This window comes from Maribellus sp. CM-23 (genome assembly GCF_021354595.1).
Classification (GTDB): domain Bacteria; phylum Bacteroidota; class Bacteroidia; order Bacteroidales; family Prolixibacteraceae; genus Draconibacterium.
Genome location: NZ_JADWYJ010000001.1, coordinates 975,142 through 1,001,646 on the forward strand (window position 1 = coordinate 975,142; position 26,505 = coordinate 1,001,646).

General features: G+C 45.6%; 15 protein-coding genes. 2 read left to right on the plus strand and 13 right to left on the minus strand.

Annotation, left to right across the window (positions count from 1 at the left end):
- Positions 1-58: 58 nt before the first annotated feature.
- The 7 genes from INQ51_RS03835 to INQ51_RS03865 all read right to left on the minus strand — a co-directional run bounded on the left by INQ51_RS03835 (position 59) and on the right by INQ51_RS03865 (position 14,896).
- Entirely contained in the window at positions 59-2,365 is a 2,307-nt protein-coding gene (locus INQ51_RS03835) for a glycoside hydrolase family 95 protein (protein ID WP_233376565.1), read from the minus strand.
- Between the two features lie 242 nt (positions 2,366-2,607).
- Positions 2,608-4,524 carry a RagB/SusD family nutrient uptake outer membrane protein gene (locus INQ51_RS03840; RefSeq protein ID WP_233376566.1) on the minus strand — a complete coding sequence of 639 codons (1,917 nt, stop codon included), beginning with the start codon at positions 4,522-4,524 and terminating at the stop codon, positions 2,608-2,610.
- Positions 4,525-4,529: 5 nt separating this feature from the next.
- Positions 4,530-7,982, minus strand: coding sequence for a TonB-dependent receptor (locus tag INQ51_RS03845; protein ID WP_233376567.1), 3,453 nt, complete (start codon positions 7,980-7,982; stop codon positions 4,530-4,532).
- Between the two features lie 103 nt (positions 7,983-8,085).
- Positions 8,086-9,087 (minus strand): FecR family protein, encoded by a 1,002-nt coding sequence (locus INQ51_RS03850; RefSeq protein ID WP_233376568.1) that lies wholly within the window; start codon positions 9,085-9,087, stop codon positions 8,086-8,088.
- A gap of 147 nt (positions 9,088-9,234) precedes the next feature.
- Positions 9,235-9,813 (minus strand): RNA polymerase sigma factor, encoded by a 579-nt coding sequence (locus INQ51_RS03855; RefSeq protein ID WP_233376569.1) that lies wholly within the window; start codon positions 9,811-9,813, stop codon positions 9,235-9,237.
- Between the two features lie 129 nt (positions 9,814-9,942).
- Positions 9,943-12,351: a glycosyl hydrolase family 95 catalytic domain-containing protein gene (locus INQ51_RS03860; RefSeq protein ID WP_233376570.1), complete on the minus strand. Its 2,409-nt coding sequence runs from the start codon at positions 12,349-12,351 to the stop codon at positions 9,943-9,945.
- A 109-nt stretch (positions 12,352-12,460) separates the two neighbouring features.
- Entirely contained in the window at positions 12,461-14,896 is a 2,436-nt protein-coding gene (locus INQ51_RS03865) for a PDZ domain-containing protein (RefSeq protein ID WP_233376571.1), read from the minus strand.
- A gap of 322 nt (positions 14,897-15,218) precedes the next feature.
- On the opposite strand from INQ51_RS03865, the gene INQ51_RS03870 reads away from it, so the two are divergent.
- Positions 15,219-16,625, plus strand: coding sequence for a putative oxidoreductase C-terminal domain-containing protein (locus tag INQ51_RS03870; RefSeq protein ID WP_233376572.1), 1,407 nt, complete (start codon positions 15,219-15,221; stop codon positions 16,623-16,625).
- A gap of 261 nt (positions 16,626-16,886) precedes the next feature.
- Here INQ51_RS03870 and INQ51_RS03875 read toward each other — a convergent pair whose 3' ends face one another.
- Together INQ51_RS03875 and INQ51_RS03880 are read right to left on the minus strand one after the other, a co-directional pair.
- The gene (locus INQ51_RS03875) at positions 16,887-18,476 is read right to left on the minus strand and encodes a M20/M25/M40 family metallo-hydrolase (RefSeq protein WP_233376573.1); all 1,590 of its coding nucleotides are present in this window, start codon (positions 18,474-18,476) and stop codon (positions 16,887-16,889) included.
- 46 nt (positions 18,477-18,522) lie between these two features.
- The gene (locus INQ51_RS03880) at positions 18,523-20,070 is read right to left on the minus strand and encodes a M28 family metallopeptidase (RefSeq protein WP_233376574.1); all 1,548 of its coding nucleotides are present in this window, start codon (positions 20,068-20,070) and stop codon (positions 18,523-18,525) included.
- A gap of 134 nt (positions 20,071-20,204) precedes the next feature.
- Between INQ51_RS03880 and INQ51_RS03885 the strand changes: the two genes are divergently transcribed.
- Positions 20,205-21,668 (plus strand): M48 family metalloprotease, encoded by a 1,464-nt coding sequence (locus INQ51_RS03885; RefSeq protein WP_233376575.1) that lies wholly within the window; start codon positions 20,205-20,207, stop codon positions 21,666-21,668.
- A 5-nt stretch (positions 21,669-21,673) separates the two neighbouring features.
- Here INQ51_RS03885 and INQ51_RS03890 read toward each other — a convergent pair whose 3' ends face one another.
- The 4 genes from INQ51_RS03890 to nagA form a co-directional block, all read right to left on the minus strand.
- Positions 21,674-22,924, minus strand: a complete 1,251-nt coding sequence (locus INQ51_RS03890) for a glycoside hydrolase family 5 protein (protein WP_233376576.1) — start codon at positions 22,922-22,924, stop codon at positions 21,674-21,676.
- 90 nt (positions 22,925-23,014) lie between these two features.
- Positions 23,015-24,184 carry an FN3 domain-containing metallophosphoesterase family protein gene (locus tag INQ51_RS03895; protein WP_233376577.1) on the minus strand — a complete coding sequence of 390 codons (1,170 nt, stop codon included), beginning with the start codon at positions 24,182-24,184 and terminating at the stop codon, positions 23,015-23,017.
- Between the two features lie 219 nt (positions 24,185-24,403).
- On the minus strand, positions 24,404-25,174 hold the full coding sequence (locus INQ51_RS03900) for a glucosamine-6-phosphate deaminase (protein WP_233376578.1): 771 nt from the start codon (positions 25,172-25,174) through the stop codon (positions 24,404-24,406).
- 131 nt (positions 25,175-25,305) lie between these two features.
- The gene (gene nagA / locus INQ51_RS03905; RefSeq protein WP_233376579.1) at positions 25,306-26,490 is read right to left on the minus strand and encodes an N-acetylglucosamine-6-phosphate deacetylase; all 1,185 of its coding nucleotides are present in this window, start codon (positions 26,488-26,490) and stop codon (positions 25,306-25,308) included.
- Positions 26,491-26,505: the final 15 nt, after the last annotated feature.

Here is a 26,505-nt window from a genome sequence, read left to right on the forward strand (position 1 = left end):
TAAAGTTACTCTGGCTTACACAGCCAATCTTCGGGAGTGGGAATCTTAGTTCCTGTTGTTACTCCATCAATTCAATCGTTTCCCCGGCAGGAACTTCTATTGACAAGGTATCTCCGGTTAAACTACCACTTTCTTTCCAACTGTATTTTACGCGGCATGTCTTCCCCGGAAAAGGATTGCTTATTTTGCAAACTCCTCCTTTTTCAGAAGCAATACTCACTTTGGCTATTTTGCCGTTTGCTTTCTGAGCTGTTACCAGAAAACCACCCTGGGCTCTTAGTGTGTTGAACGAGGCATTCTGCCAATCATTAGGAATAGCGGGAAACAGAACGATTATCCCGGTGTGGCTCTGTAGCAGCATTTCCTGAATACCTGCGGCAAAAGCAAAGTTTCCTTCCAGGGTAAATGGGCGGTATGTAAATTTCGAAAATCCCTGCTTTGTTTGGTCGCCATTGGCATGAAAACTGTTTGGCAAACAAAAATGTTCGGCAAAAATCCGCAGCGTTCGGGCCGCTTCGTCACCCATGAAAGCTCTCGCATAAAGATTTCCCAGCCAGCTGTACGAATAGCCAACCCAATAGTCGGGACTGCCATTTTCCAGTGTTTTCAATGTTTTTCTGATTATCTCCTGTTCTTTCCCGCCATTCGACCAGTCGATGACTCCGAGAGGATGCCAGCCAACAAGATGCGAAAAATGACGGTGCGAATTCGTGTATGCCACTCCCGGGGCAATTTCGAGGGCACCAGAGTCGTCAAGAGCAAAATCCGGCCACTCGGCAAGAATGGCTTTCCATTTAGCAGCCTCCTCATTCAAATTTAGCAGCCCGGCTAATTCCGAAGCTTTTTCAAACGTCCACCGAACAAGTGCCAGATCAAAGTTACTGGTTTGTTTAAACCAGGCTTTTATCGAGTTATCAAACATTTCAGGACTGGAACTCAGTGGTAGTTGCCTTTTCCCTGCAGCATTTTTCACCGAGAGCTGTTCGAGATAAACGGCTGCATCCTTAATCCAGGGATAAGCTTTTTCGCGCAGAAACTGCTCATCGCCTGAATATTTCCAGTGCAGGTAAAAATGTTGCCCCAACCAACAGCCCACCGTTGGCCCCAGCGAATATTGAATCCAGCCCCCCATTGGTTCACCGGTCAAAGTGGTTACTCCAGGAACGTTCATTCCGTCTGTTCCAAAGTAATCGCGGGTGTATTTCTTGAATGTTTCGCGATTGTCCCAAAGCCAATTGAGGAAACCTTCCTCCAGGTCGAGGTGGTTAGCCGAATACGCCGGCCAATAGCTTAATTGCGTATTAAGGTCGTGGTGAAAATCGCCTTTCCACGGAGGTAGTTTGCCGTTGTCGGCTGTCCAAACCGCCTGCAGCGAGATGGGTGGTACATCGGCACGGGCTACCGAACCAAATTTGTATTGTTCGAGATACCATTGTTTCTCCAAAACCGGGTCGGGAATACTAATAGATGATTTACTGTGGAATGTTCTCCACCAATCGGAATGCACCTTGAATGCCTTATCAAAAGTTTCATACTTTATGCACTCACTCACCAATCCGCTGGCTTTTTTGCCGTCTTTTTCTTCTGAAAATGTAGAACTAACTGACCATACTCCGGTCACTGTTTTGCCAGATTGTTTCCAGGCCACAGCAACTTCGTACTCAAAACCGCCCCACCCTTTCTGGCGGTAAACAATACGGTTTTCTTCTTTGCTTACTTTGCCTTGTTCGTAGCCCAACCGCTGCAAATCCTGCCCGGTTACAGGACTGTCGGCACCGGCAGTACTGTCTTTCCTGTAGGGAGGCACAACAAGCTCAGGACTAAAAGAAGCGGGAACATTTGTGAACCTAAACCAACCTACCGGCTGAGTAGCATGTACAAAGCTTTCCAATTTCGCCCCGTTTTTCCAGGTCGCATTGCAAATCGCACTCTGTAAGGAAAGTGTAATTTCCTGAAGTTCGCCCAAAGCAACCGGATCGAATTCGAGGGCTGCTCCCGGAATCTTCGAAGGAGCCGGAGCCCGGTCGTAAGGCACATCAAACATCTGCTGTACCGCCTTGTAATTATTATCTTCTACCTGTTGTTGTACCCACTTAAAACTAAACTCGGGCTTGCTTAAGTTTTCCATCGGCCGCAAATCCCACAAATCGGCACGATCGAGAGAAAAGCGGAGCTTGCCGTCTTTTTGCCAGACCAATTCACCGATCATACCGTTTCCGAGCGGAATGCCTTCGTCCCAGGTGGTTGGCATTTGTTTAAAAGTCAGATCATAAGGTCCATTTTCTGTTTCCGATCTTCCCTGTTGCGCGTGTAAGAACAGCACGAAAAAGAGGGTCAGAACTATACAAAGTTTAGTTTTTCTCATTTCTATCGTATTCATTTTTGTCTTCTATTCTGAAAGATACTACACCGCGATAAACATCCGGCGGTAAAGAGTATTATACGAAAATAACAAATGCTCACCTCTTATTCGAAAAGCAAATTCACTCTATAAAACTTATTCCGGCGGTGATACATTTTTCAGTATGGATTTTCAACTAGTTAAAAGGGGAAGTATCAACCTCCCCTTTATTTTTGTCAATTCCTTTTATTCCTTAGAAAATACGCCTACTCCCAGTCAGGATTCTGAACCAGTTTGTCGTTCAGTATCAACTGAGTTTTTGGTATCGGATTAAGATAGTAATGGTTTTTCCATCCTTTTCCCTGTTTTACAAAATCATCAACGCAAACAACCCTGTCAATGTCATCGGCGGTAACAGAAGCATCGGGGTTGACATCACCGGCGGTAATAAATCTGGAAGCTCCGCCAAAGTATTGACTCTTTTCATCAGCAGCAACCCGCACTCCAAGAGGCCTTTGATTCATAAAATAATCAGCACGGTTCCATCTCCTGATATCATAAAAACCGAATCCTTCACCCAATAATTCAACCATACGCTCCCTGCGAATTTCCCAGACCACGGGATCTACTGTTGCATCTCGGTCGGGATCAAACGACTCCGAAATATCGGATACCGTCATTGCCGCCACATTGGCCCGTGCACGTAGTCTGTTGATGGTTAAGTCGGCCACGTTTTGGTCAAATTTCCCCAATTCAAATTCTACCTCGGCATAATTCAGCATAATTTCTTCTATATGAAAGACAGGACAATCGGTTACGGCAAACCTTCCTCCGGCCTGAATCGCAGCCTCGTTGTAGGTATTAAAGTACATGTAGAGATAGTAACCACCATAATTTCGCATTGGCCCCCATGAGTAGGGTGAAGTTTGGATCATCGGCACTCTCGACAGGAACTGCGGCTGCCAGGTGTGTAACGGAAACTGGTGGTTGGCATCGTTGATGCTGTTCATGTAATCGATATAGTACCGGTCTTTAGGGTCCATTCCTTCGGTCCACCACGAATCTCTATTGGCGTCCGTCACTGCTACACCATTCCCTTTGTTGGTTTTGTAAGGCGGAACACAACGCCAGTAGAGCCTGTGATCCCTGTTTTTGAACTCGTCGTTAACCGACGCGGCCGGACCGGCACCTTCATAAAGCGGACTGGTAGCAATCGGCTTTCCGTCCTGACACAAGTAGCGGCCAACAGTACGCGCATGCAGTCCAATTTTGTGAGAACCACCTCTTTCCATGCGAGGTAGTGTCGACATTTCCAAATCAGGCTCCAGCTGTTTATAAAGAATAATACCGGGTACATTTGCCAAATCATCAGAGGTCCAGAGATCAACAAAATTTGTTGCAATAGTGGGATACGTTTCCAAAAGAAGTTTTGAAACCCTTTCGCACTCGTTCAGAAAAGTCGCAGCGTCAGACAGGGAATGATACTTCCGCCACGTGCCCTCGAACAGGCAAAACCGTGACATAACTGCCCTTACACAATCCCGGTTAATGGTATTGGTATTTGCTCCTTCACCATTTATATTGATATTTTCTTCGGCATACTTAAGATCCCGCAAGATGTTTTCAGCCACCGTTTCACGCGGAGTTCTTTCTCCGTACAGAACCTCCAGGTCATCGTCTTCAACAACGTCTTCCAGCCATGGTACATCGCCGTAACGGGCCAGTAAATCGTAATAGCGATACGAGCGGAAGAACAAACCCACCGACCGCCAGTGCGCCTTTTCCTTATCGGTCATTTCCGAATTTTCAATATTACGAAGCATAATATTTACTTTCCGGATATAACTGAAATCCCAGGAGTCGTCGGTATTGGTGGTAGAACTAATGTTGTTCCATTGCCAGTTGTTGTTTTGCACATTTGTACCGCTACTGCTGTATAAATAGTTGGCATACACATCGCCCAAAGCGTGCGTGTAAACCTGAGCCCCTGTGCCAATGTACTGTCTCATTAACGGATCAGAGAAGATATTATACAATCCCCATGAGTAGGTTTTAAAATTATCGTAGGTAACAAAGGCCGTTTTCTCGGTAAGCGAGGTTTTGGGAGCATACTCCAAAAAATCATTATTACAACTTAATAGGGTCGCTATCAGTATGTAGAGTATATATTTTGTGAATTTCATAGCTGTTATAAGTTTAAGTTTATCCCAAATGAGAGTGTTCTGTAATGCGGATAAGTCCATCCGAGGTTTTCGGGATCAATACCCGAAGGCAGATGATCAAAAGTGAACAGATTTTCTCCGCTAAAGAAGACTTTTACATTTTTCAGATGTATCCGTTGCAAAATGCTTGCAGGCAAATTATAGCTAAGCGTAATGTTCTTCACCCGCAGGTAAGCCGCGTTACTCAAGAATTTATCAGATACTCTCTGGTTGGCGCCCTGCGAACTACCGGCGTTTTCATAAATCCGGCCATAGAAAGCATTGGTGCTATTCTCCGGAGTCCAGATTTTTCCCACCTGGTCTTTATAAACAGTTCCATATTGATCGGACATGGGGAACTTGATATTACCTCCGATCCACGCGTCGCGTTTCCCAACACCCTGAAGTATAAACGAAAGTCCTAAGCCATTCCATTCGGCATTTCCGTTGAAGCCGTATTGGAATCGCGGGCGGCTGTTTCCGATTATGGTGCGGTCGCCCGGGTCACTAACAGTATTATCGCCCTGATCGATAATGTTGACGCTGGTTTCGTTATCCATCAGGTTTTTATACTTGATGTCTCCCACATGAGAGGTTACACCTTTAATGCTCACCACATCGCTGCGTAAGGCACCGGTTTCGTCAAAATCACTTTCGGTATAGAAACCATCGGCAACATACCCCCAGATTTCGCCAATCTCCTGGCCTATATAATAAGGGGCCGAAAGCAATTTCGTTTCATTTTTATACTTGGTAATTTTTGAGCGGGAATCGTAGATATTGAAACCAAGACCATACTTTACTTCCCCGGCATTTCCTTTCCAGTTTATGGAGAATTCCCAGCCGTTTGTTTCCATATCGGCAGCGTTCTGGTCGGCAGCAGTGGCTCCTGCAACAGCCGGGAGCTCCTCGCCCGGTCCTAACATCCCGATGGTGTTGCGTTGGTAAATATCAAAGGTTCCGGTGAGTTTCTGGTTCAGGAAACCAAAATCGATACCTCCGTTGATAGTATTTACCTGTTCCCAGGTGTAGTTGGCCCGAACCATACGCATATTCCCGATTGTCTGAGGCTCAACACCGTTGTAAATCCATTGCCCGTCAACAACCGGCAGTGTTGGCAAATAGCCGTAATTGCCAATATCCTGGTTTCCGAGCGTTCCGTACGAACCTCTTAGTTTCAGTTGCGAAATAACTTTTTCGGCCCCTTTCATAAAAGGCTCATTGGCCATGTTCCAGGCTGCCGACACCGAGGGGAAAAATCCGGAACGGTAATCTTTCGGGAATTTTGATGAAAGATCGTAACGTCCGTTAAATTCAATAAAATATTTCTGTGCGTAGTTATAATTTGCCCGGAAGAAACTTCCGCGAAGTGCATACTGACTGTAGGCATCGCTCGTTTGCGAAGGAGTTGCTCCATTTGTTCCGCTCAACGAGGGTAAATCATTGCTGATCATGTTATACGCCTGAGAATAAATGTACCGGTAATCGTTGTACTCCTGGTTGTAACCCGCCACAAGCGTAACATTGTGTAGTTTGTTAAAAGTATTGGAGTAATTGGCGTAAGCATTGATGGTGGTGTACCGTGTTGACGACCTTGTGGTTGTAAACGGATCAGTAGATGTGGAAGGCTTTATACTTTCCGCCAGTCCCTGATGTACCTGAAAGTAATTGGCATAAGCCTCATAATCATTCATACTTAACTGAAATGAATATTCCAGAATGGCACTCAGACCTTTAAGCGGTTTGAGTTCTGTACGTGAAAATATACGGCTATCGTCGCTTACACTTTTTGACGCCTTGGCCATGCTAATAACATTGGCCGGGGTCATAACCAAATACTCTTCGCCGTCGGTTCCGTATGGCAGCATTCCATCCGGATGGTACGACGGAAGGTTGGTTTTCCAGATTCCCAGCTCGCTGCTTCCGTCCAGGAAAGGATAGCGCTTATCTCCGCTATTGTACTTCATATCCATTGAAGTGCTCAGCCAGGGTGTGATATCGCCACTTACATAGGACGAAACGTTGGTCCGGGTAAATGCATCTTTTCCGCTAACCAGAATACCATCTTCATCGGTATAGCCAACCGAAATACGATAATTGATCTTTTCACTTCCTCCCTGTACCGAAATATTGTGGTTTTGTTTCCACGAGGTTTCAAACATGTCTCCCATAACATCGGTTTGTTTCAGGAAATATTTTGTTCCGTTTACTTCTGTCCAGCCCAGCGGATAATTTTGCGGGTTACTGATATAATCCTGTAGCAAGCCAACATACGTCTCAATATTCTGCCCCGACCAGATGGATGAATAACCACCATCCTGCAGGGTTTTGATCATATCCGAGGGAGAAGCCAGCTCCGGGAGGTTGTCTACTTTGGAAAAGGCAAAATTGTTGTTGTAATTGATGGTTAGTTTCTCATTCCGCTTCCCTTTCTTGGTAGTAATCAGAATAACCCCAAACGATGCACGGGCTCCGTAAATTGCCGCCGAAGAAGCGTCTTTCAGCACCGAAACACTTTCAATGTCTTCCGGGTTAATCAGGTACAGGTCATTGAAAACAACGTTGTCAACCAATACAAGCGGTGCTCCGCCGTTAATGGACTCCAAACCCCTGATATTAAAATTATTTCCGCCTCCGGGAACAGCTGACGAAGAAGCAGTAAATCCCGGGATGGAGCCTTGCAATATAGCCCCCAGGCTGGTAACCGGCCGGTCGCCCAATACTTCTTCCATTTTTACGGCAGAAACAGCCCCGGTCAGGTTAACCTTTTTCTGTGTGCCGTATCCTACAGCCACCACTTCTTCCAGGCCAATGGCATCTTCCTGCATCGATACGTTAAGTACAGGATTACTTCCGACGGCAATTTCCTGGGTCTTCATTCCAATAAAAGAAAACTGCAAAACAGCACCTTCCGGAATATCCGAAAGGGAGAATTTGCCATCCATATCGGTTACGGTTCCCTGAGAAGTGCCTTTTACCAGCACTGTTACTCCGGGAAGAAATTCCCCCTTATTATCGGTGACCGTTCCGCGGACTCCTTTTTGTTGGTCGGGCTGCAGAAGAGTTTCACCAAAATCGCTCCCTTCTTGCTTTACAATGATATAACGGTCAACAATTTTATAGCTTAGTTTTGTTCCGCTTAGCACCTCATCAAGAATTTGGGTAATGGTAGCATCCTGTACATTTACGGAAATATTGTTTAGATCTTTCAGGTCTTCACGCTGATAGAAGAAATAAAAATCGCTCTGTTCTTCAATTTCTTTAAACACGTCTACAATGTTGTTACCGCTTAAAGAAATATTTAACCTGGTTACCTGCGAATAGGTAGAAGCGCTAACGCTTACGAGGCCAAAAAGAAATATCGCAAAAGTCAATTTCATTTTTAGTAAAAGTTTTTTCAATGGCCGGTTTAAACCGACCCGGTTTGATCGTTTTTTCATAAATTTGAATGTTTAAAATAATTACGACAATTTGTTTTAAGCATTAAACGGTGGATATGTGGCGCATCTCCGCCGTTTTTAGCTTTTTAGCATTTTGAAATAGTTACATAGGCTTTTCAATTTTTGATATGATTACTTCGTCTTTTATTCCCAAGTTATTTTTATACTTTATTTCAACAGGAAGGAGCAAACTGATCGCCTTAATAATCTGATCAAAAGGTTTGTTTTTCAGGATGGTTCCGGAAAACCTCAAGTTTTCGGCATCTTTGCTGGTAAAGCTAATTTTAACATTGTACCAGCGCTCCAGTCGAAACGCAATATCGGCCAATCGCTCCTCATCGAACTCAATCTTCCCGTCAATCCAGCTGCTGTAGAAATCCGTATTAACCGTTCTTATACTGATCCCTTCCAGGTTATCCGGGATGTTTATCTGCTCCGAAGGTTTAATGCGGGTAATCGCCTTCCCTTCCAACGTATTTATTTGCACCGAACCTTCAACAAGTGTTACCTGGCTCGAATTTTCTTCAGCGTACGAAACCACGTTGAACGAAGTTCCCAAAACTTCAACTTCGCTTTTTTTCAGTTTTACCACAAAAGGAACCTTGCTGTGCTCAACTTTGAAAAAAGCTTCTCCATCCAGCGATATGTCGCGGCTGTCATCACCAAAAGAGTTGGGATATTTTAGTGTGGTTCCCGAGTTTAACCAGATGTGTGTACCGTCAGAAAGGGTCACTTCCGACATTTGCCCCAGCGGGACCTTTAACTCGGTATACCCCGATATCCCGGTTGAGGGAAATTGCGATTTCACCAATATACCAGCAAGAAATGCCACAAGCAGAATAGCAGCATACTTCATCACCGACCGGTATAATTGCACTCTCCGAACCTTCATACTGGTTGAAATTCTTTTCCATGAAAGTGGCAGGGAAAGATTCTGCAAAGGGTGACTTTTCTTTAATTTCTCATGTATTTGTTCAACGCTTTCAAAAACCTCCCCGTTCTCTCCTTCCTCAAGGAGCCGCATCAACTCCTGTTCTTCGTCAGGGCTTAGTTCATGAAAGATTTTCCCTGTTGATAGTTCCCAAAATTTATCCCGCGTTTCCATTGTATCTTTTAAACTGTTGAATGAATGGGATGGCCCTTTTCTACCATCCCATAACTAAAACCAGACTATTAAAATCCCTGATCTATTTAAAAGACGGAAATAAGGAAGAAAGAGGGCGACAGCAAAAGCAACTTTTTTGAAAAAAATTTAAATTCCTTTCTTAAGGGACTCGTTATCTGAAGGATGTAAAAGACAGAAAAGATAAAAATCAGTGGGGTCGAGATTCTCTTTCAGAAAACGATAGGCCCGCCCCATTTGTGTTTTCACTGTATTTTTAGTGATGTGCAGCTTTTGTGCTATTTCAGCATAAGTAAGCGAATCAAAAACAGCCATCTCAAGGATTTTCCTACGTTGCTCCGGTAGTTTCTGCAAGAACTGGTACAGTTTTGCATATTGTTTTTGTTCATCAAAATACTCTTCGCTAGCCGGTTCCTTTATATCCTCAATGGGCTCGGTATTTATTATACGCCTTTTCCGAAAATGATCGACAATACCGTTTCGTAACATCAGAAAAAGATAATGCTTGACAGAAGACTGAATCTCAAGTTTTTTTCGGTTCTCCCATATCTTGATAAAACAGTCCGATACCAGTTCTTCCGCCAATTGATCATCCTGCAGCACTTTATGAGCATAAAGTCCCATCTGATAAAAATACTTCTCATGAAGTTGCTTCAAGGCATTTTTATCACCCCTGGCTATATTTTCCCATATAAGTTTATCGCTCAAAGCTGGTATCGTTAGAAAACAAATGTAAAACAAATATCTAAAGGGTAATCATTCAGTTCCCTTCACCCCTCTCAGAATCCATAAGTCCTCCGTCTAAATATTCAATTCTATCATTCTCTCCGGAATCGTTTACTTCCCACTGTCAAGTTCCACCTTGTATTCGTTGGTCTCATCAGGTTCCAGCGATAATTCGGTATAATCAGAATTGTACAGCAAGCGGATTTTGCCTCCTTTTTCCGAGTAAATTTTTGCACTCACCAGGCGGCTGTTTTTCCAATTCATATCCACCACAAAACCACCGCGGCCCTTTAATCCCTTCACACTTCCTTCAGGCCATTCTTCAGGTAAAGCAGGCAGCAAGTGCAACACTCCGGCATGACTTTGCAACAGCATTTCGGCTATCCCGGCCGTAGTTCCAAAGTTGGCATCCATCTGAAACGGCGGATGTTGTCCAAACAGGTTGGGCGAAGTACTTTTGCGAAGCACGGTATTGAGGCTGTTCTTTGCGTTGTCTCCCTCAAAAACACGCGCATACTGACTGATCAGCCAGGCAGCGCTCCAACCGGTGTGTCCGCCACCGTTGGCAATGCGGTAATCCAGCGATTTTTTTGCAGCATTCACTAATTCTGGAGTATCCCAGGTATTGATTTGCTCGCCCGGATGCACGGCAAACAAATGCGAAATATGCCGGTGTCCGGGCTCTACTTCCGGAAATTCGTGGGCCCATTCCATTAAACGGCCGTCCGATCCTATTTTAGGACCTGCTAATTCCTGCCTGACTTCCTTTACTTCGCGTACAAAATCATTTTCCATCCCGAGCTCTTCGGAAGCATAAATAAAATCGGTAAAAAGCTGCCAAATCACCTGTTGGTCGTGTGCCGGTCCCATGCTTATCTGGCTACGGCTTCCATCGGGAGCAATAAAGGTATTTTCGGGCGAAACGGCAGGACCGGAAACCAGCTTCCCTGTTTCGGGATCGCTTACCAGCCAGTCGACATAAAACTCGGAAGCACCTTTCAAAACGGGGTACATCCGTTTCAGAAACTCCTTATCGCCCGTAAAGCGGTAGTGTTCGGCAATGTGCGTACTGATCCAGGCACTACCGCCGGTGTGCATTCCCCAACTGGCTGCTTCGCCCGGGGCCGTGTAGCCCCAAACGTTGGTAATAGGGTGAATCACCCAACCCCTGTTTCCATATTGAACATCGGCCGTTTTGGTGCCGGGTTTTACCAACGACTCCAAAAGATCAAACAACGGCAAATGCATTTCAGACAAGTTGGTCACCTCAGCAGGCCAGTAATTCATTTGAACATTCACATCGGTATGGTAATCACCGTTCCAGGGTGTTTGAATTTTATTGGCCCACAAGCCCTGCAAGTTGGCCGGCAAACATCCGGGGCGGGAAGAGGAAATCAACAAATAGCGTCCGTATTGAAACATCAACTCAACTAGGTGCGGATCTGAATTGCTTTCGCGGAATAACTCAATCCGCTTGTCGGTAGGAACGGGCTCAATCTCTGCCGGAGTAAGATCAAGATCTACCCGCGCAAAATAGTTTTGATATTCAGAAAGATGTGCTTTCAATAATTCCTTGTATGATTTTTTGGATGCGTTTTCAATACTTTTGGCTGTCACCTCAGCATAATCGCGGCCTTTGTATTCGGGGTAATTCAGCACATAATCAGTTGACGCTGCCAGCAAAAGAATCACTTCGTCGGCATCTTTTACCACTAGTTGAGAATCTTTGTAAGCGATCTTACCATTCTTCGCAATAGCCTTTAAACGGGCCATGTAGTGAAGATTCTCGCCTCCTTTTCCGTCGGGCAAAGCATCTGTCATGATTAACTGACCGCCTTCAGCATAGGTTTTAAAATGCTCGGGACGGTCCATGGTACAGCTAAAAGAGAGCTGCCCCGGTCTATCGGCCGTTAAGCGGGCCACCATCACCTGGTCAGGGTAGCTGGTAAAAATTTCGCGCTGAAAATTCACCTCATCCCGGGTATATTTTACGCGAACCACGGCATCGTTTAAATCGAGCTCGCGGTAATAGTTTTCAAACTCCGAAGTTTTGCCAAAATCGATGCGCAAATCGCCCAGCGTTTGAAAACATCCGAACGGCACTTCTGCACCGTTTCCATGTCCGCTACCGGCACCTTTGCATATTTGTGTTTTATTGGTAAGCGCGGTTGCTTCTTTATATTTCCCTTCAAACAACAACCTTCTTATTTCCTGTTGTGCTTCGCGTGCTTCGGGGTTGTCGTTGTCGTTCACACTTCCCGACCACATACTCTCTTCGTTCAGCTGGATGCGTTCCTGGTTTACGTCGCCAAACACCATCACGCCCATTGAACCATTTCCCAGCGGTAAGGCTTTTAGCCACTCGCGATCGTCGCGCCAGCCATTGGGGTCATCCTTAACACTGGCATCGGCGGGTTCGTTGTACCATAATTTAAGATCAGATGTTTTTTCGGGCTGCACATTACAGGCGGCAAATAAGGCTACCGCAAAAAATAAAATCAGGCTGCGAAGTTTTGTCATTTCTATTGTTGTTGTGTTGTTATTGACTTTTGTTCTTTCAAGAAAAACAGGAAAATGAATATCCTTCAAATTTACCATTGCTTACCGAACAATTACCGTATTCTTCTTATTACTTTTCTGAAGGATTGGCCGGTGAAAATCTGATCTCTTCCGCTTTTTGGTTTCGGAATATGGTGATCACCACCTCTCCCTTCTGGTTTGCTTTTTCAAAGATCTTTACAAATTCATCGAAGTTTGCCACATCCTGTCCGTTGCATTTCAGGATTACGTCGCCCGTCCTTAAATTCATCGAATAAATGGCGGTATTTTCGGGAACCTCAAGAACAGCTACCCCGGCCATAGCGGGCAACCCAGCTGCCGACTGCTCGCCCATAGTTTCAATGTTTTTCACTTTCCCTTCCTTCCAGATAAATACCTTTCCGCTTTCGTTAGAGCGTTCGGTGATTAACAGGGGAATATCAGGAGTTTTAGCCAGCTTTTTCAAACGTTCCGATTTCACTCCAAACTGGTCCATTGGAAAATTCCGGAAGCCGATCTTCAACGCAGGCGATTGTTCGCTCACGGTGTAGTCGCCATGTGTTGCTTCCGCAAAAAGAGGAGCCCCGGATACAGAGTGGGCATCGCAATCGTTTTGAGCAAATTTAAGACGATCCGCTTCACCGGTTGCAAAAAGATTGGAATCGAGTTCCTGTCCCCATTTGTCATCCGGACCAAGCGTATAATTCATCACTGCCGGACGGTAAGCACCAAATACAATGTTGTGCTTAAACACATCGCCGCTTTCGGGGTACCAGACATGCGGGTGCAGGCTGTTATTGATGATGATGTTGTTGGTGGCGGTACGATAATATCCTTCCCGCATTTTCAAACCTCCGGCTAACAACACATTGTTGTAAATCTCGTACCAGGTCGATCCGTCGTCGAGATCGATATCCCAGCCATGGTCGCAGCGCCAGCGCGAATTCCGAATGATGTTTTTATCCAGCATATCGTTTTTCGGAAAGTTGCGATCTTTCTTCACTTCCACATCGGTCTCGCGGGTATCGGGTGTCCAGAAACGGTCGCGGCCCCACGAGTTGAAACTTCCGTGGTCGCTGGTTTCAAGTACCGTGTTAAACACATCGCAATTCTCGATGATGTGCCCGCCAAAAGTACCTTCGCTGATGTTAATTCCGGCACGCGGAACATCGTAAATAGAACAATGATTCACCCTGATTTCGTGTGACATGGAGATCTGCACGGGTGAGGTTTGTTTTTCATCGCGCCCGGTCATGGTAATCAGGCAGTCTTCCACCAAACAGTCCGACGGGTAATTGTCAGACTTTGGCCCGGGAGTACGGTCAATGGCTTCAAAATCCTGTTTCCCGTAACGAAACAGCGGGCTGCGTACAGCCCCGGGATCGCCGACAAAAGCAACCCCATTGGCTCCCGAATGATGTATGTAACAACTTTTTATGGTAATCCTGCGGTTGTAGTTATTTACAAAAATGCTGTTGCCACCCACCTGATCGAATTCGCAGTTCTGAAGCAAACAATCTTCTGCACCGTTGATAAAAACGGCCCCGCCGCGGTAGGTTGTCCAATCGCTTCGGAGCAGCGGCTCCTTGTTTTCCATAAAACTGCGGGCGGCATGGCGAAATATAAAGCCGTCGAATTGCACGTGTTTTACCGGCTCTTCTTTTGTTCCGTTCAGTTCAAGCAGGTGTTTCAGCCGAACAATTTCCACCAAGGCTTTAGAAATGTCTTTGTCGTTCAACGGAAAATAGTACAACATGCTTTCCGTTTTATTGAAGTACCATTCTCCGGGCGCATCCAGTTCTTCAAACACATTTTCCACCATGCGGTAACGCGGGTGCATCTGCGAAGGCCGGTTGTTTTGCCATCCTCCCTCGGTATCAAGTGTTCCGTCAGTATTTTTCCCTTTAACCAGCCAGTGCATGTCGCCCCACAAAGCCATGTGCATGGCATGAATAAAAGCTCCCGCCGGATTCTCCCACGAAGCAATCCTTTCGGGTGTAAGCGGGTCGGTTTCGGGCTCCGGCTCACGTGTATGTTTCAGTTCCCAGGCGTCGAACACATTTTTCCCGGGTACCGCATTCGGAAAGCGGGCCATGCGTTGCCGTTGCCCGTTGATATAAAGTTGATCGATATCTACATTTTCTGATATTTTCGCACAAAAAATACCTTCCCGGTAAGGCTCCCAATCCAGCTCAAGTTTCTGACCGCCACTGATTACCACTCCTCCGGGCGAATTGATGGTTCTGAAAATGACCGGGTTCTCAGCGGTTCCTGAAATACCGGCATCCAGTTTCAGGGTTTGCGGCAAATAGTAAATTCCGTCTTCCACCCATACATGAACCGCTTTTTGACCAGCCACGGCGCGTGCCAATTCAGCGGCTTGGCCGAGCGTTGCGACCGGTGTCGTCTTACTTCCATTTGCGGAGTCATCCCCGCCGGGCGAAACATAAATCTCAAAAACGGTTGATTGACACGCGGCTAAAAGAAATACCAAAACATTCAGCAATAGTACAGCAACTTTCCTCATACGATTAAAATTGTTTTTTTCAAAGGTTCGCAACCGACGGATGGAACTCGCATATCCGTCAACTGATGGACAATTATTCTTTCGGAGGTGAATAATTTATATGCTCCTTTCATAAAAGATGGCAAAAATTAGCTTTCGGTTGTAGCCGACAAAATAATGATTTCCAAAACAACCAAAAACCTTTTTAAAAATTTTAATTTGTCCACCCCGTATTTATCCTTAATTTTCTGCTCACAGGCTCATTCCTGAAGGCCTGATTACCCGGGCAATCCAAATAAAATTATATTTTTGAGAAACTAAATTCACCATAAAGAAAATCACTATGAAGCTTCAAGCTATTGGCGTTGCCATGATCAGCTTTTTTCTTGCGGCCTGTGCCGGGGGGAATCGCGAAAAGACAGATACCCAAAAAGATTCACAACCTATGTTTACAGGAGCCAAAGGAGAGGTCAGAATCATGACCCTAGACCCGGGACACTTTCATGCTGCCCTGGTACAAAAAAATATGTATGACCAGGTAGACCCCACAGTGTATGTTTATGCCCCGGAAGGCCGTGATGTGCAAGGGCATCTGGCGTTGATTGAACGTTACAACACCCGTAGCGAAAACCCGACTACCTGGTTGGAAAAAGTATATACCGGTCCTGATTTCCTGGAGAAAATGTTAAATGAAAAACCGGGAAATGTAATGGTTACAGCAGGAAATAATGCCAAGAAAACCGAGTACATCCTAAAATCGATAGAAGCAGGAATTAATGTACTGGCCGACAAACCCATGGTAATCTCGCCCGAAGAATTCCCTAAATTGGAGGAAGCATTTAAGCTGGCCGAAGAAAAAGGCGTTTTGCTTTATGATATTATGACGGAGCGTTACGAAATCACTACCATGCTGCAGCGCGAGTTGTCGTTGCTTCCCGAAGTTTTTGGCGAACTGCAAGCCGGCTCAGAAGAAAATCCGGCCATAACCAAAGAAAGTGTGCACCACTTCTTTAAATATGTCTCAGGAAATCCGCTTGTTCGTCCGGCCTGGTTTTTTGACACTCAGCAACAAGGCGAAGGAATCGTGGATGTTACCACTCACCTTGTTGACATGATCCAGTGGGAAGCTTTCCCCGAAGTGACACTAAACAAATCGGACGTACAGGTTTTATCGGCCAAACGCTGGACTACAGACCTCTCTCCTGAAATGTTTGAAAAAGTTACCGGGCTGGGCACTTACCCCGACTATCTGCAAAAAGACGTTGACAACGATGTGCTGAAGGTTTACAGCAACGGCGAAATCAACTATACATTAAAAGGTATTCATGCAAAAGTTTCGGTTATCTGGAATTTCCAGGCTCCGGAAGGTACTGGTGATACGCATTATTCAATCATGCGCGGAACTAAATGCGACCTCATCATCCAACAGGGAGAAGAGGAAGGTTACAAACCGCAGTTGTACATTGAAACAAGCGAAGAAGACCTGAAAGCTTTTGCCGGCTTCCTGTACAATGCAGTGGAAGGACTGGCTGAAAAATTCCCCGGTATTACGCTCGAAAAAGTGAGCGATTCGAAATGGAAACTGAATATTCCTGATAATTACAAAGTTGGGCACGAAGCACATTTCGGACAGGTAACCGAAAAATACCTGCAATACCTGGTGGACGGCAAACTACCTGAATGGGAAGTTCCGAACATGATTGTAAAATACTACACCACTACTGAAGGCTTGAAGAAAGCGCTGGAATAGAAGAGTGATCGTTAACCCCGCCTGAACGGACGGGCAGGGATTATTACCATTATTCACCGGGTGACTTTGATATGAATCAAACAGTCACCCGGTGAATTGTTTTATGGCAACTCAGTAATTATAAACTGAATGACAAACAAGCTCGCCATTGGAAGCTATCTCCAGAATGACGATTGCTGATAAACGATTGAAGATCTACGAAGGAAAAGAATGTACGGATAGTATATCTGCCATTAACATTCGTTAACCGATATTCAAAAATCAGTTCTTATTCACCGGGTTATCCACTACAATGCGGGTCTTTTGATTGGCCACCCTGTCGGCTACCAAAAATGCATAACGAGTAATTCGCTTCATTTTTGTATAGTCAATTTTATCAATCTCGTCACTTACTTTATGGTAATCGTCGTGTACCCCGGTTGAAAGTCCCAGTACCGGAATGTTGTTTTTATAGAAATGAAAATAATCGCTTCTGTTCAGAAATTCTTTTGACAGTTTATCATTCAACACAAGGTTTTGCTCTTTACTGATCTCCTGGCTCAGGTTCCAAAACTCCGTGCTTTGTTTCCCGGTTACCACATACAAACCATTGGGGCCGGCCAGTTGTTTTTCGGTAGCTGCATCGGGCAAAGGCTCTTCTTCAGCCGAGCGTCCCACCATATCGAGGTTTATGTCTATCAGAGTTTTTTCCAGCGAAAACACCGGATGTTGCGTGTAATAATCCGATCCGAACAATCCTTTTTCTTCGGCCGTTACCCATGCAAAAACAATGCTTCGTTTGGGTTTCTTTTTCATACTTTGAAAAGCCTGCGCAATCTCAAGCAAAGCTACGGTGCCAGTACCGTTATCATCGGCACCGTTAAACACCTCCCCGTTGGCATCTACTCCAATATGATCGTAATGAGCTGTAAGTACCACACATTCATTTTTCAAAACCGGATCGCTGCCTTCTACCACTGCAATTACGTTTTTACCCAGTATTTCCGATCTGGTTTTGGGGAGCTGAATTTTCGCCTTGATACCTTCCAGTTCAAACGACTTTGGCGAACCGCTTTCATTGATCTCGTTTTGCAGTTGTGCCAGTGTTTTTCCCGAAGATTTTAGTAGCTGATCGGCCAGTTCTTTGGTTCCCAAAATCATGTTTATGGGTAAAACCTGCCTTCTTACCGACGTTCCTTTTATCGCCATGCTGCCACCGTTTATGTATTGCTTTACCTCATCAAACGCGGTTGAGTCCGGATTCATGGGATCGGGAACGAGAATCAAAGCTTTTGCTCCCCCCATCAGCATCTTACTCATTTTGCGCATTTCGGTACCAAAATCCATGCTTTTGGCTACCGAGTCAGTGCAAAGTTCCACACTCCGGCTCATGGCCAAAACAATCTTTCCTTTTACATCTATTCCTTCGGTGTCGTTGTATTTTGTCTTATCATTGTACCAGCCGTACCCGGCAAAAACCACCTCGCTGACAATGGTATCTCCGTCGGGAGGCCCCAGCAAAGAAAAAAAGTTGTCGTGAAAGCTTTCCAGAACATCCCCATTATTGTCCCGAATCTCTAAAAACGTATTCGCGAGATCGGGCTTGGTCATTTCCATTTCTACGTACTGAAAAAAATCTTCGGCTCCCGGTTTCAGCCCCATCAGTTTACACTGAGCTTTCAAATAATCGGCAGCTAAATCCACCCCCGGAACGGCCGTTGAAAAATCGCGTCCCTGCATGTAATCGCTGGCAATAAATTCCAGGTGTGCCTTAAGGTCGCTTTCGGTGATGGTTTCCATCTCTTTTTTTTGCGCCCAAAGAAGGCTTGAAACGGAGAAGCAAAGAACAGTCAGTAATAATTTATTCTTCATTTATATTCGGATTTATGCTTGATGAGTAAACATTCAATTGATAAAATTACTCTTCCTTGATTTTTCTGTGAATTTCCTGTCGGTTCGCAATATCGAGCCCCATCCAAAAGCAAAGCTCTGCCACCCGTTTCAGCTTGTCGAAATTGATCTTGTCCACGTCGTCGCCCACCTGATGATAATCAGCGTGGTAACCGGTGGCGTAATTTAACACCGGCACCCCGTTTTTGTGGAAGTTGTAATGATCACTGACCCTAAGAAAATAATCAGGCAAAGCGGTATCGGGCACCAGCCCCATTTCCTCGCATTTTTGCCGGTTGATCTCCGCCAGTTCGGGCCATGCATTGTTTGACAAGGTATACAGGCCGTCGAAATCCTTTACTTTCTTGGGCGATTTGTTCCAGATTGTATCGTGGGGTTCGAACACACGCCCTACCATATCGAGGTTAAAACAGGTAACCGTTTTATCGAGCGGAAACAGCGGATGCTGTGAATAGTAGTTCGATCCAAACATTCCCAACTCTTCACTGGTAACCCATAAAAAAACGATGCTCCGCTTGGGTTTTGGATCGAGGCTGGCAAAAGCTTCTGCCACTTCCATAATGGCCACGGTTCCCGATCCGTTATCATCGGCTCCGTTGTACACATCGCCGCTCTGATCCACTCCCACATGATCGTAATGTGCCATAAACACCACACATTCGTTTTTCAAAACCGGGTCAGATCCTTCCACATAGCCAACAATGTTGCGGGCATTTATTTCATTCTTTATCACTTTTGATTCCATCGAAATATACCTGTCATCCACCACCATCGCCTGCTTTTCACCGGTGGCAGCTACACTAACAAGGTATTTTTCAAACTGTCCTTTTCCTCCCAGAATTTTATCAGCCAACCGGGGCAGTGCTACCAACACCGGAATTCCGTTGTTTGTCTGAGTGTTGGCCAGGCTGTAACTTTCGCGGTTGTTCCAGGCTTTTAGTTCATTGAAGGCATGATTGTGACGATCGCGCGGACAAGTAACCAATACAATGGCTGCCGGATTCTTTTCCCCAAGCGAACGAATTTTACGTCGCTCTTCGCGGTTATGCCACGAGAACTTTGCAGACTCCGGAAAACCTTTGGCCTTGCCCTGAGCAACCAGCACAACGTTCCCACTTACGTCTGTTTCATCATCTATGTCACCAAAACCTACCATTACAATGGCTGCATCGCTCAGCACTTCTTCCTCCATACGGCCGTCCAGGCGAATAAAATCAGAGGTCCGAAAAACAGGCTTTCCATTTTCTTTGCTTACTTCCACAAAACTTTCCGGATCGGGACGTGAGGAAACCAGGGGTACCTTTTGGCTGTACGCCGGAAATCCGGGTTTTAATCCTATTTTCTCAGCCTGCTCAGCAATATAATTGGCTGCCATTTCCAATCCGTTGGCCTGTGTTCCCAAACAACGCCCCTGAAGTTCGTCAGATGCCAGGTAGCTTAAATGTTCATGCAAACCGTCTTTGTCAATCTTGTCAACCGCTGAGTTCTGTGCAAAAACGTTGAAAAAAAACAGTATCCAAAATAAACCCGTAAATGCAGTTTTTTGTAATAACATAGGTATTATCTGAAATTTTGAAGAAATTTACACATTGGTTTATAAAGTAACAATAAACACTACGTTTACATTAAAACCTTTTAATATTGTAAGTGTTGTCGTATAACAAAGAAACTGCAACTAACATTCAGAATATGAAAACAACAAAATCGATCTTTTCTATTTTAATAATTGCATCGCTTATTTTTTTGGTTCCCTCGTGCGCGATAAACCCGGTTACCGGGAAAAAGCAAATCATGTTTGTTTCGGAAGAACAGGAGATTGCCATGGGAGCCCAGTATCACCCTTCGGTGGTTTCCACTTTTGGTATTTATGATAACCCCGCCATTCAGAAATTTATTGAAGAAAAAGGAACGGAAATGGGCAAGATCTCGCATCGCCCGAATTTAAAATATCACTTTACCATTCTTGATTCGCCGGTGGTAAACGCCTTTGCAGTGCCCGGAGGTTACTTGTATGTTACCCGGGGTATTTTGGCACAGTTCAACAGCGAGGCGGAGCTGATCGGTGTTCTGGGGCACGAAATGGGCCACGTAACCGCGCGCCACTCTGCTCAGCAGCAAACCAACCAAACAATTGGGCAGGCAGTATTGCTCGGCGGAATGCTCGCCTCCAAAGAAATTTACAAGCTGGCCGACGAAGCCATGGCCGGCATGCAATTGCTGTTTATGAGTTTTAGCCGGGAAAACGAACGCGAATCCGATCGGCTGGGAGTGGAGTACGCCACTAAAATTGGATACGATGCTCATAAAATGGCCGACTTTTTCCAGGTGCTGGAGAAAATGAGCATGGGCAGCGAGCAGGCAGGAGTGCCGACTTTCTTTTCAACTCACCCCAATCCCGAAGACCGTTTTAATTCAGTTCACCGCATCAGCGACGAATGGCAAGCCAAATACCCGGGAAAAAACTTTATTGTTGACACCAACGATTACCTCAGCATGATTGACGGGATTGTTTACGGAGAAGATCCACGCCAGGGGTTTGTGGAAAACAATACATTTTATCATCCTGAACTGAAATTTAAATTTGCCTTTCCTTCGGGATGGAAGCTGGTGAATGCTCCTACCCAGGTACAGATGGCTGCCCCCGATCAGAAAGCAGGTATTATTTTCATGCTTTCGGACGAAACCACCCCTGCTGCGGCTTCGCAAAAAGCCATCAGCGACCTGAAACTTTCGATCATCGAAAGCAAGGATGTAAAAGTAAACGGGAACAACGCCGTGGCCGTTATCTCGCAGCAGGCTTCGCAAAGCCAGTCGGGACAGCAACAGGTTATTAAGCTATGCTCGTATTTTATTCAAAAAGATGGCAAAGTTTACACCTTCCATGGAATTGCCAGCGATGCCGACTTCAACCAGTTCCTGCCTTCTTTCCAATCGACCATGAAAGGTTTTGCAAGCTTAACTGAAGCATCGAAGCTGAATGTTAAACCCGACAGAATCCGCATAAAAACAGTACAAAAAACAAGTACACTGGCCGACGCCTTTGCTTATTTCAAAGTTCCGAAAGAACAATACAAGGAACTGGCGCTTCTGAACAACATGGAGCTGAACCAGCAACTAACAAGAGGCAAACTGATTAAAGTAATTTCCCAATAAACGAATCAGGGGTTTAGCCCCATCGCCTTAATGTATTCATCGTTAACTGTACAATTTCTGAATTGGCAGTTTTCGATGAATTCAAGCAGGGCTTTCTTCACCAGTTCCTGATCGGGACGGGCCGCACGAATTTCAGTAAAATTACCCCGCGCACTTTCTGTAAAAGCTACGATCTGATCCCAGTTTTCAGGAGTTGGAACAGTTACCATTCCCCTTTCGCTTCCCATCTTTTTGTAAGGCCAGTAGGTGTATCCAATGTTGTTACGGATCATCAGCCGGGTCCAGGCCGAAATCCATTCGTTGGTATTTTCGCCCGTTTCCCCCATAAACATGGGCAGGTTTACGGAATCTCTGAAATCGACAAAATCCTGTATGTTGGCCTGCAAGGTGTCGCACCAGTAACGATGACAGGTGTACATCATTTTATCATCCAGTTTCGAATCGGTAAAAACCCTGAAATTGCTGTTCCACTGTGCACCGCCCAACATGATAATATGGTTGGGATCCACCTCGCGGACGGCTGCCACGGCTTTTCGGTACAAAGGTTCCAGCTGTGCATTCAGCATGGCCTCCTCGTCTTTAAAATACGTGGCAATGGGCTCGTTCAATAAATCGTAGGCGAGGATAACCGGCTCGTCTTTGTAATGCTCCGCAATTCGTTTCCAAATGTCCACAAACAGCTTCTGACTGCGTTCGCTTACCATCAGCCACGGATAACCGTAACTGTCATCGATGTTGTCGCCGGTTTGTCCGCCGGGAGCATCGTGCATGTCCAGTATCAGGTAAATTTCGGAGGCACGGCACCACTCCACCAGGCTGTCCAAACGCTGAAAACCATCTTGATCATGGCTTAGCCCCATGTAATCTTCGTGGGTAAAAAGTTTGTAATGAAAAGGGATGCGAATGGTATTGGCTCCGGTACTTTTAATGTGTTGAATATCCTCACGGGTAACATAATTGTCTTTGAATTTTTGCCAGAACTCATCCACAAAATCAGGCCCCACCATTTCACGAAATGCCTGATCGATCAGTCTTGCCGAACTTGCTTTTTGAAAACGGAACATGTATCCTTCCGGATTCAGCCAGTTCCCCAAGTTGGTTCCCTGGATAAAAAATTTGCTTCCGTCGGGAGCCACCAGATCGGGGCCGCTAATGGTAATAAACTGAGGTTCCGGCTTGGGTTCAACAGCAGTTTGACATGCATAAAAAGCGCCAAAGAATGCCGCCAGTATAAGCAGGCTTAGTCGTTTTTTCATGACGGTTGTATTGAAATGTTTCAAAAACAGAACGATTCCACTTTCAAAAATAAGCGATGCAATTCATTTCCCTAAAAGCCAGACTCCCGCTCAGAAAGTCAGTTTTTGCAAGGCTTCTCCACCCGTAGTTTTTTGAATAACGGTAAAATTATCCAGGTCGGCCTCTACTTCCAGCGAAGTATTGTGTGCATTAATAATGATTGGGAAGTCGTGCACTTCCGGTTCCGGTTTCAGATATTCGTACCGGTGTAAATGTCCGCACAACATCGCTGTTATTCCCTGTCCGTTCAACACCGGCAAAAATTTATTCCGGATATCTGCCGGCCCGTGCCAGCTCGAGCCCACCGGAGGAATGTGTATCAGCACCACCTTGTGACGGGCGGTTTTAAACGCTTCGGTCTGCACAACTTCTTCCAGCCACTTTTGCTGTTCCGTGCGATACGCATCAAATTGTGCCAGCCCCGAATATTCAATGTCTGAATCCGGTTTATCCTCTCCTCCGTCGAGCACAATAAAAAACACAGGCCCCTGCCGGAATGAATAATACAGTTTCCCGGTATTGGTGGGGTAATATTCAGGAAAAGCCACGCTGAACTTTCCCCGTGTTTCATGATTTCCCCGGCAAAAATAAACAGGCACTTCTCCGGCAAACATGTTTACCGATTCATCCATAAAACCGCTGAAAAACTGGGTTTCATCATTCATGGAAGAAACCATGTCGCCGTTAAAAAACACCAGATCGGTAGTTCCGTACTTTACTTTTTGCGAAAGATTTTTTAGATCGTCCACCCTGCTGTGAATATCGTTCAGCATAAGAAAAGAAATCGATTTTTTGTCCTGATCCAGTGTACAAAACCTCAAGGGCTTTTTCGAATATACATTGGAAGAGGCAATGTTTCCGTACAAAACTCGGTGCCCTTCGTAACTTAACACGGCCTGCGAAAAAATACGGTAACGGTATTCGGTGCCTTTTTCCAGGCCCGGAATCTTTATTTTGTGCAGCTTTCCTACGATCTTGTTTCCGTTGGAAGTTTCGTAATACTTCGGACGTTCGCTGGCATAAAAACTGTTATCGCCTGCCGGGGCAACTTCTACCCACGACACCGCGTTGCTGTCGGTTGTCCAAACAACGGTCACTTCATTCTCGCCCAGCGCCTGAATGTATGGCCCGTGGGTAATGTGCAGCTCTTGTGCAATTCCGGAAAGTGAAATAAAAAAGAGAAGCAAAACGACCAAGAGAGATACTTTTGTTTTATTCATGATTTTACAGGTTACACAATTCAACCGGAAACAAATGATGCTCATTTTTTATCGGGAGAAATCGGTTGGTTTAAGTAAAAATACTCAGGGTGAATTTAGCAAAAAGTATCAGAAGTAAAGAATCCTGACCTGAACAGGATCTCACAAAGTCAGAAATTCTTTACTCCTCTTTTTCAATCACGAATTAGCGGTGTTTTGGATTTTGTTTTATTTCAGCTCTTACTCAAGCAGCGAGGCACTGGCAGCATCAAGAAATAAAACAGCATTCGGGTGACGACGCAAGACTGTTGACGGATAATGCTGATCAACCGTTTGCGCTAACGTACTCTGAACTGCCTGTGCTTTGTTGGTACCGGGTACCATGCAAAATACAAAGCCGGGTTTCATCAGTGTTGGAACGGTAAGCGTAAGTGCGTGAGTAGGCACTTCTTCAATCGCGGTAAAACATCCGTCGTTTACCTGTTGCTGGCGGCATTGTAAGTCCAGATCAACTACTTTAACGGCCTGAGGATCGTCGAAACGCGCCACGTGCGGATCGTTGAAAGCAATGTGTGTATTTTCGCCGATTCCCATGCAAACAATTTCGGGCTGAAAACGATTCAACAGTTCGGCATACCGGATGCATTCCTGTTGCGGGTCGGCCGCCTGGCCATTCAGGTAATGTACTTCAAGAAACGGCACTTTGGAAAAAATCCGTTCTTTTAAAAAATTGCCAAAACCCTGCGGGGCATCGGCAGACAAGCCAATATACTCGTCCATGTGAAAGGCGATCACCCGTTGCCAGTCGATACCGGGTTGGGCAATCAATGCCTCCAGAAATTCGTTTTGAGAAGGCGCAGCGGCAAAAATCATTCGGATGTTTTCGCGTTCTGCCAGCAAAGAACGCATTGCTTGAGCTACCTGTAAGGCAGCATCTTCTCCCATTTCTTTACGGGAAGAAAATACCTTCACAGAAAGAGTATCTTTCTTAAATTCAGTTTCTTGTATCATTGGTTTTAAATTTTCAACAACAACATAATTGACAAGGGTTTATCCATCCGGAAACTTTCATTCCAGTAAAAACTGCCGCTATTCTGCACTTCACCCCCGAAAATGCAACGGCTCTATTATTGACCGATTTATTATAGTTTGCTATGCATAACATCTCCTTTTACAAGGGTTGCCAACACCTGAATATCCGGATCGAAAATGACCACATCAGCATCTTTTCCGATGGTCAGACTTCCTTTTTGCTTTTCTACTCCGCAAATTCGTGCAGGTGTGGAACTTATCATCTGTATGGCATGCAACAAAGGCACGCCCGCCAGCTGAATCATGTTTCGCACCAGGCGATCGGCTGTGGCTACACTACCGGCAAAAGCGGTACGATCGGGAAGCTTGGCAACTCCGTCTTCTACCAGTACCGGCAGGCCGTCCTTTTTACTTCCCAGTATGCTCTCGTCAACTTCCTGCCCGGCAGCCCGCATCGAATCCGTTATCAGCGCAATCCGCGCGGGTCCCATCTGTTTATATATAAGTTGCAACAAACTGGGCGGAAGATGTACGCCGTCGGCAATGATCTCTACAGTTAACTGATCGTACAAATAGCCACTTTCAATAATTCCGGCATAACGGAAAGCATTGCGACGGGTCACACCCGACATCGCCGAATAAAAATGGGTCAGATGAGTGTAGCCATTTTCCAGGGCTTCCGCCACTACTTCAGAAGTCGCATCGGAGTGAGCGATAGCAGCCAAAATACCTTTTGCGCTTAGTTTGCGGCCAAACTCCATCGCGCCCTCCAGCTCGGGCGCTGCACTCCAACGAATAATATCCGACGACTGATTGAGCAAAGCTTCGTACTCATCACGTTGCGGATTGCGGATGTAACGCGGATCCTGTGCTCCTTTCTGGCTCATGGCAAAATACGGTCCTTCGAGGTGAAGCCCCAGAAACTGAGCGCCCCCGAAATTTTCATTTTTCACCTGCTTGTACGACTCCAGAAGCTCCAACAGGTCTTCTTTTTCGGCGGTAAGCGTGGTTGGCACCAGCGCCGTTGTCCCGAACCGAACATGCGTTCGTGCTGCTTCCCGAAAAGCTTCGGGCGTACCATCCATAAAATCGTAGCCGCCACCGCCGTGCGTGTGCATATCGATAAATCCCGGCGAAACGTAATTTCCGGCAGCATCTATTTCTTCCGCACCCGGAAAACTCATTTCACCTTCTCCCGTCCCCACGATCTTTCCGTTTTCAATCAGCAAAGTTCCGTTTTCAACTATTCGAAAAGGAGTAATCAGTTTTCCGTTTGTAATTTTTATCCGCTTCATTGTATTCCTTTCTTT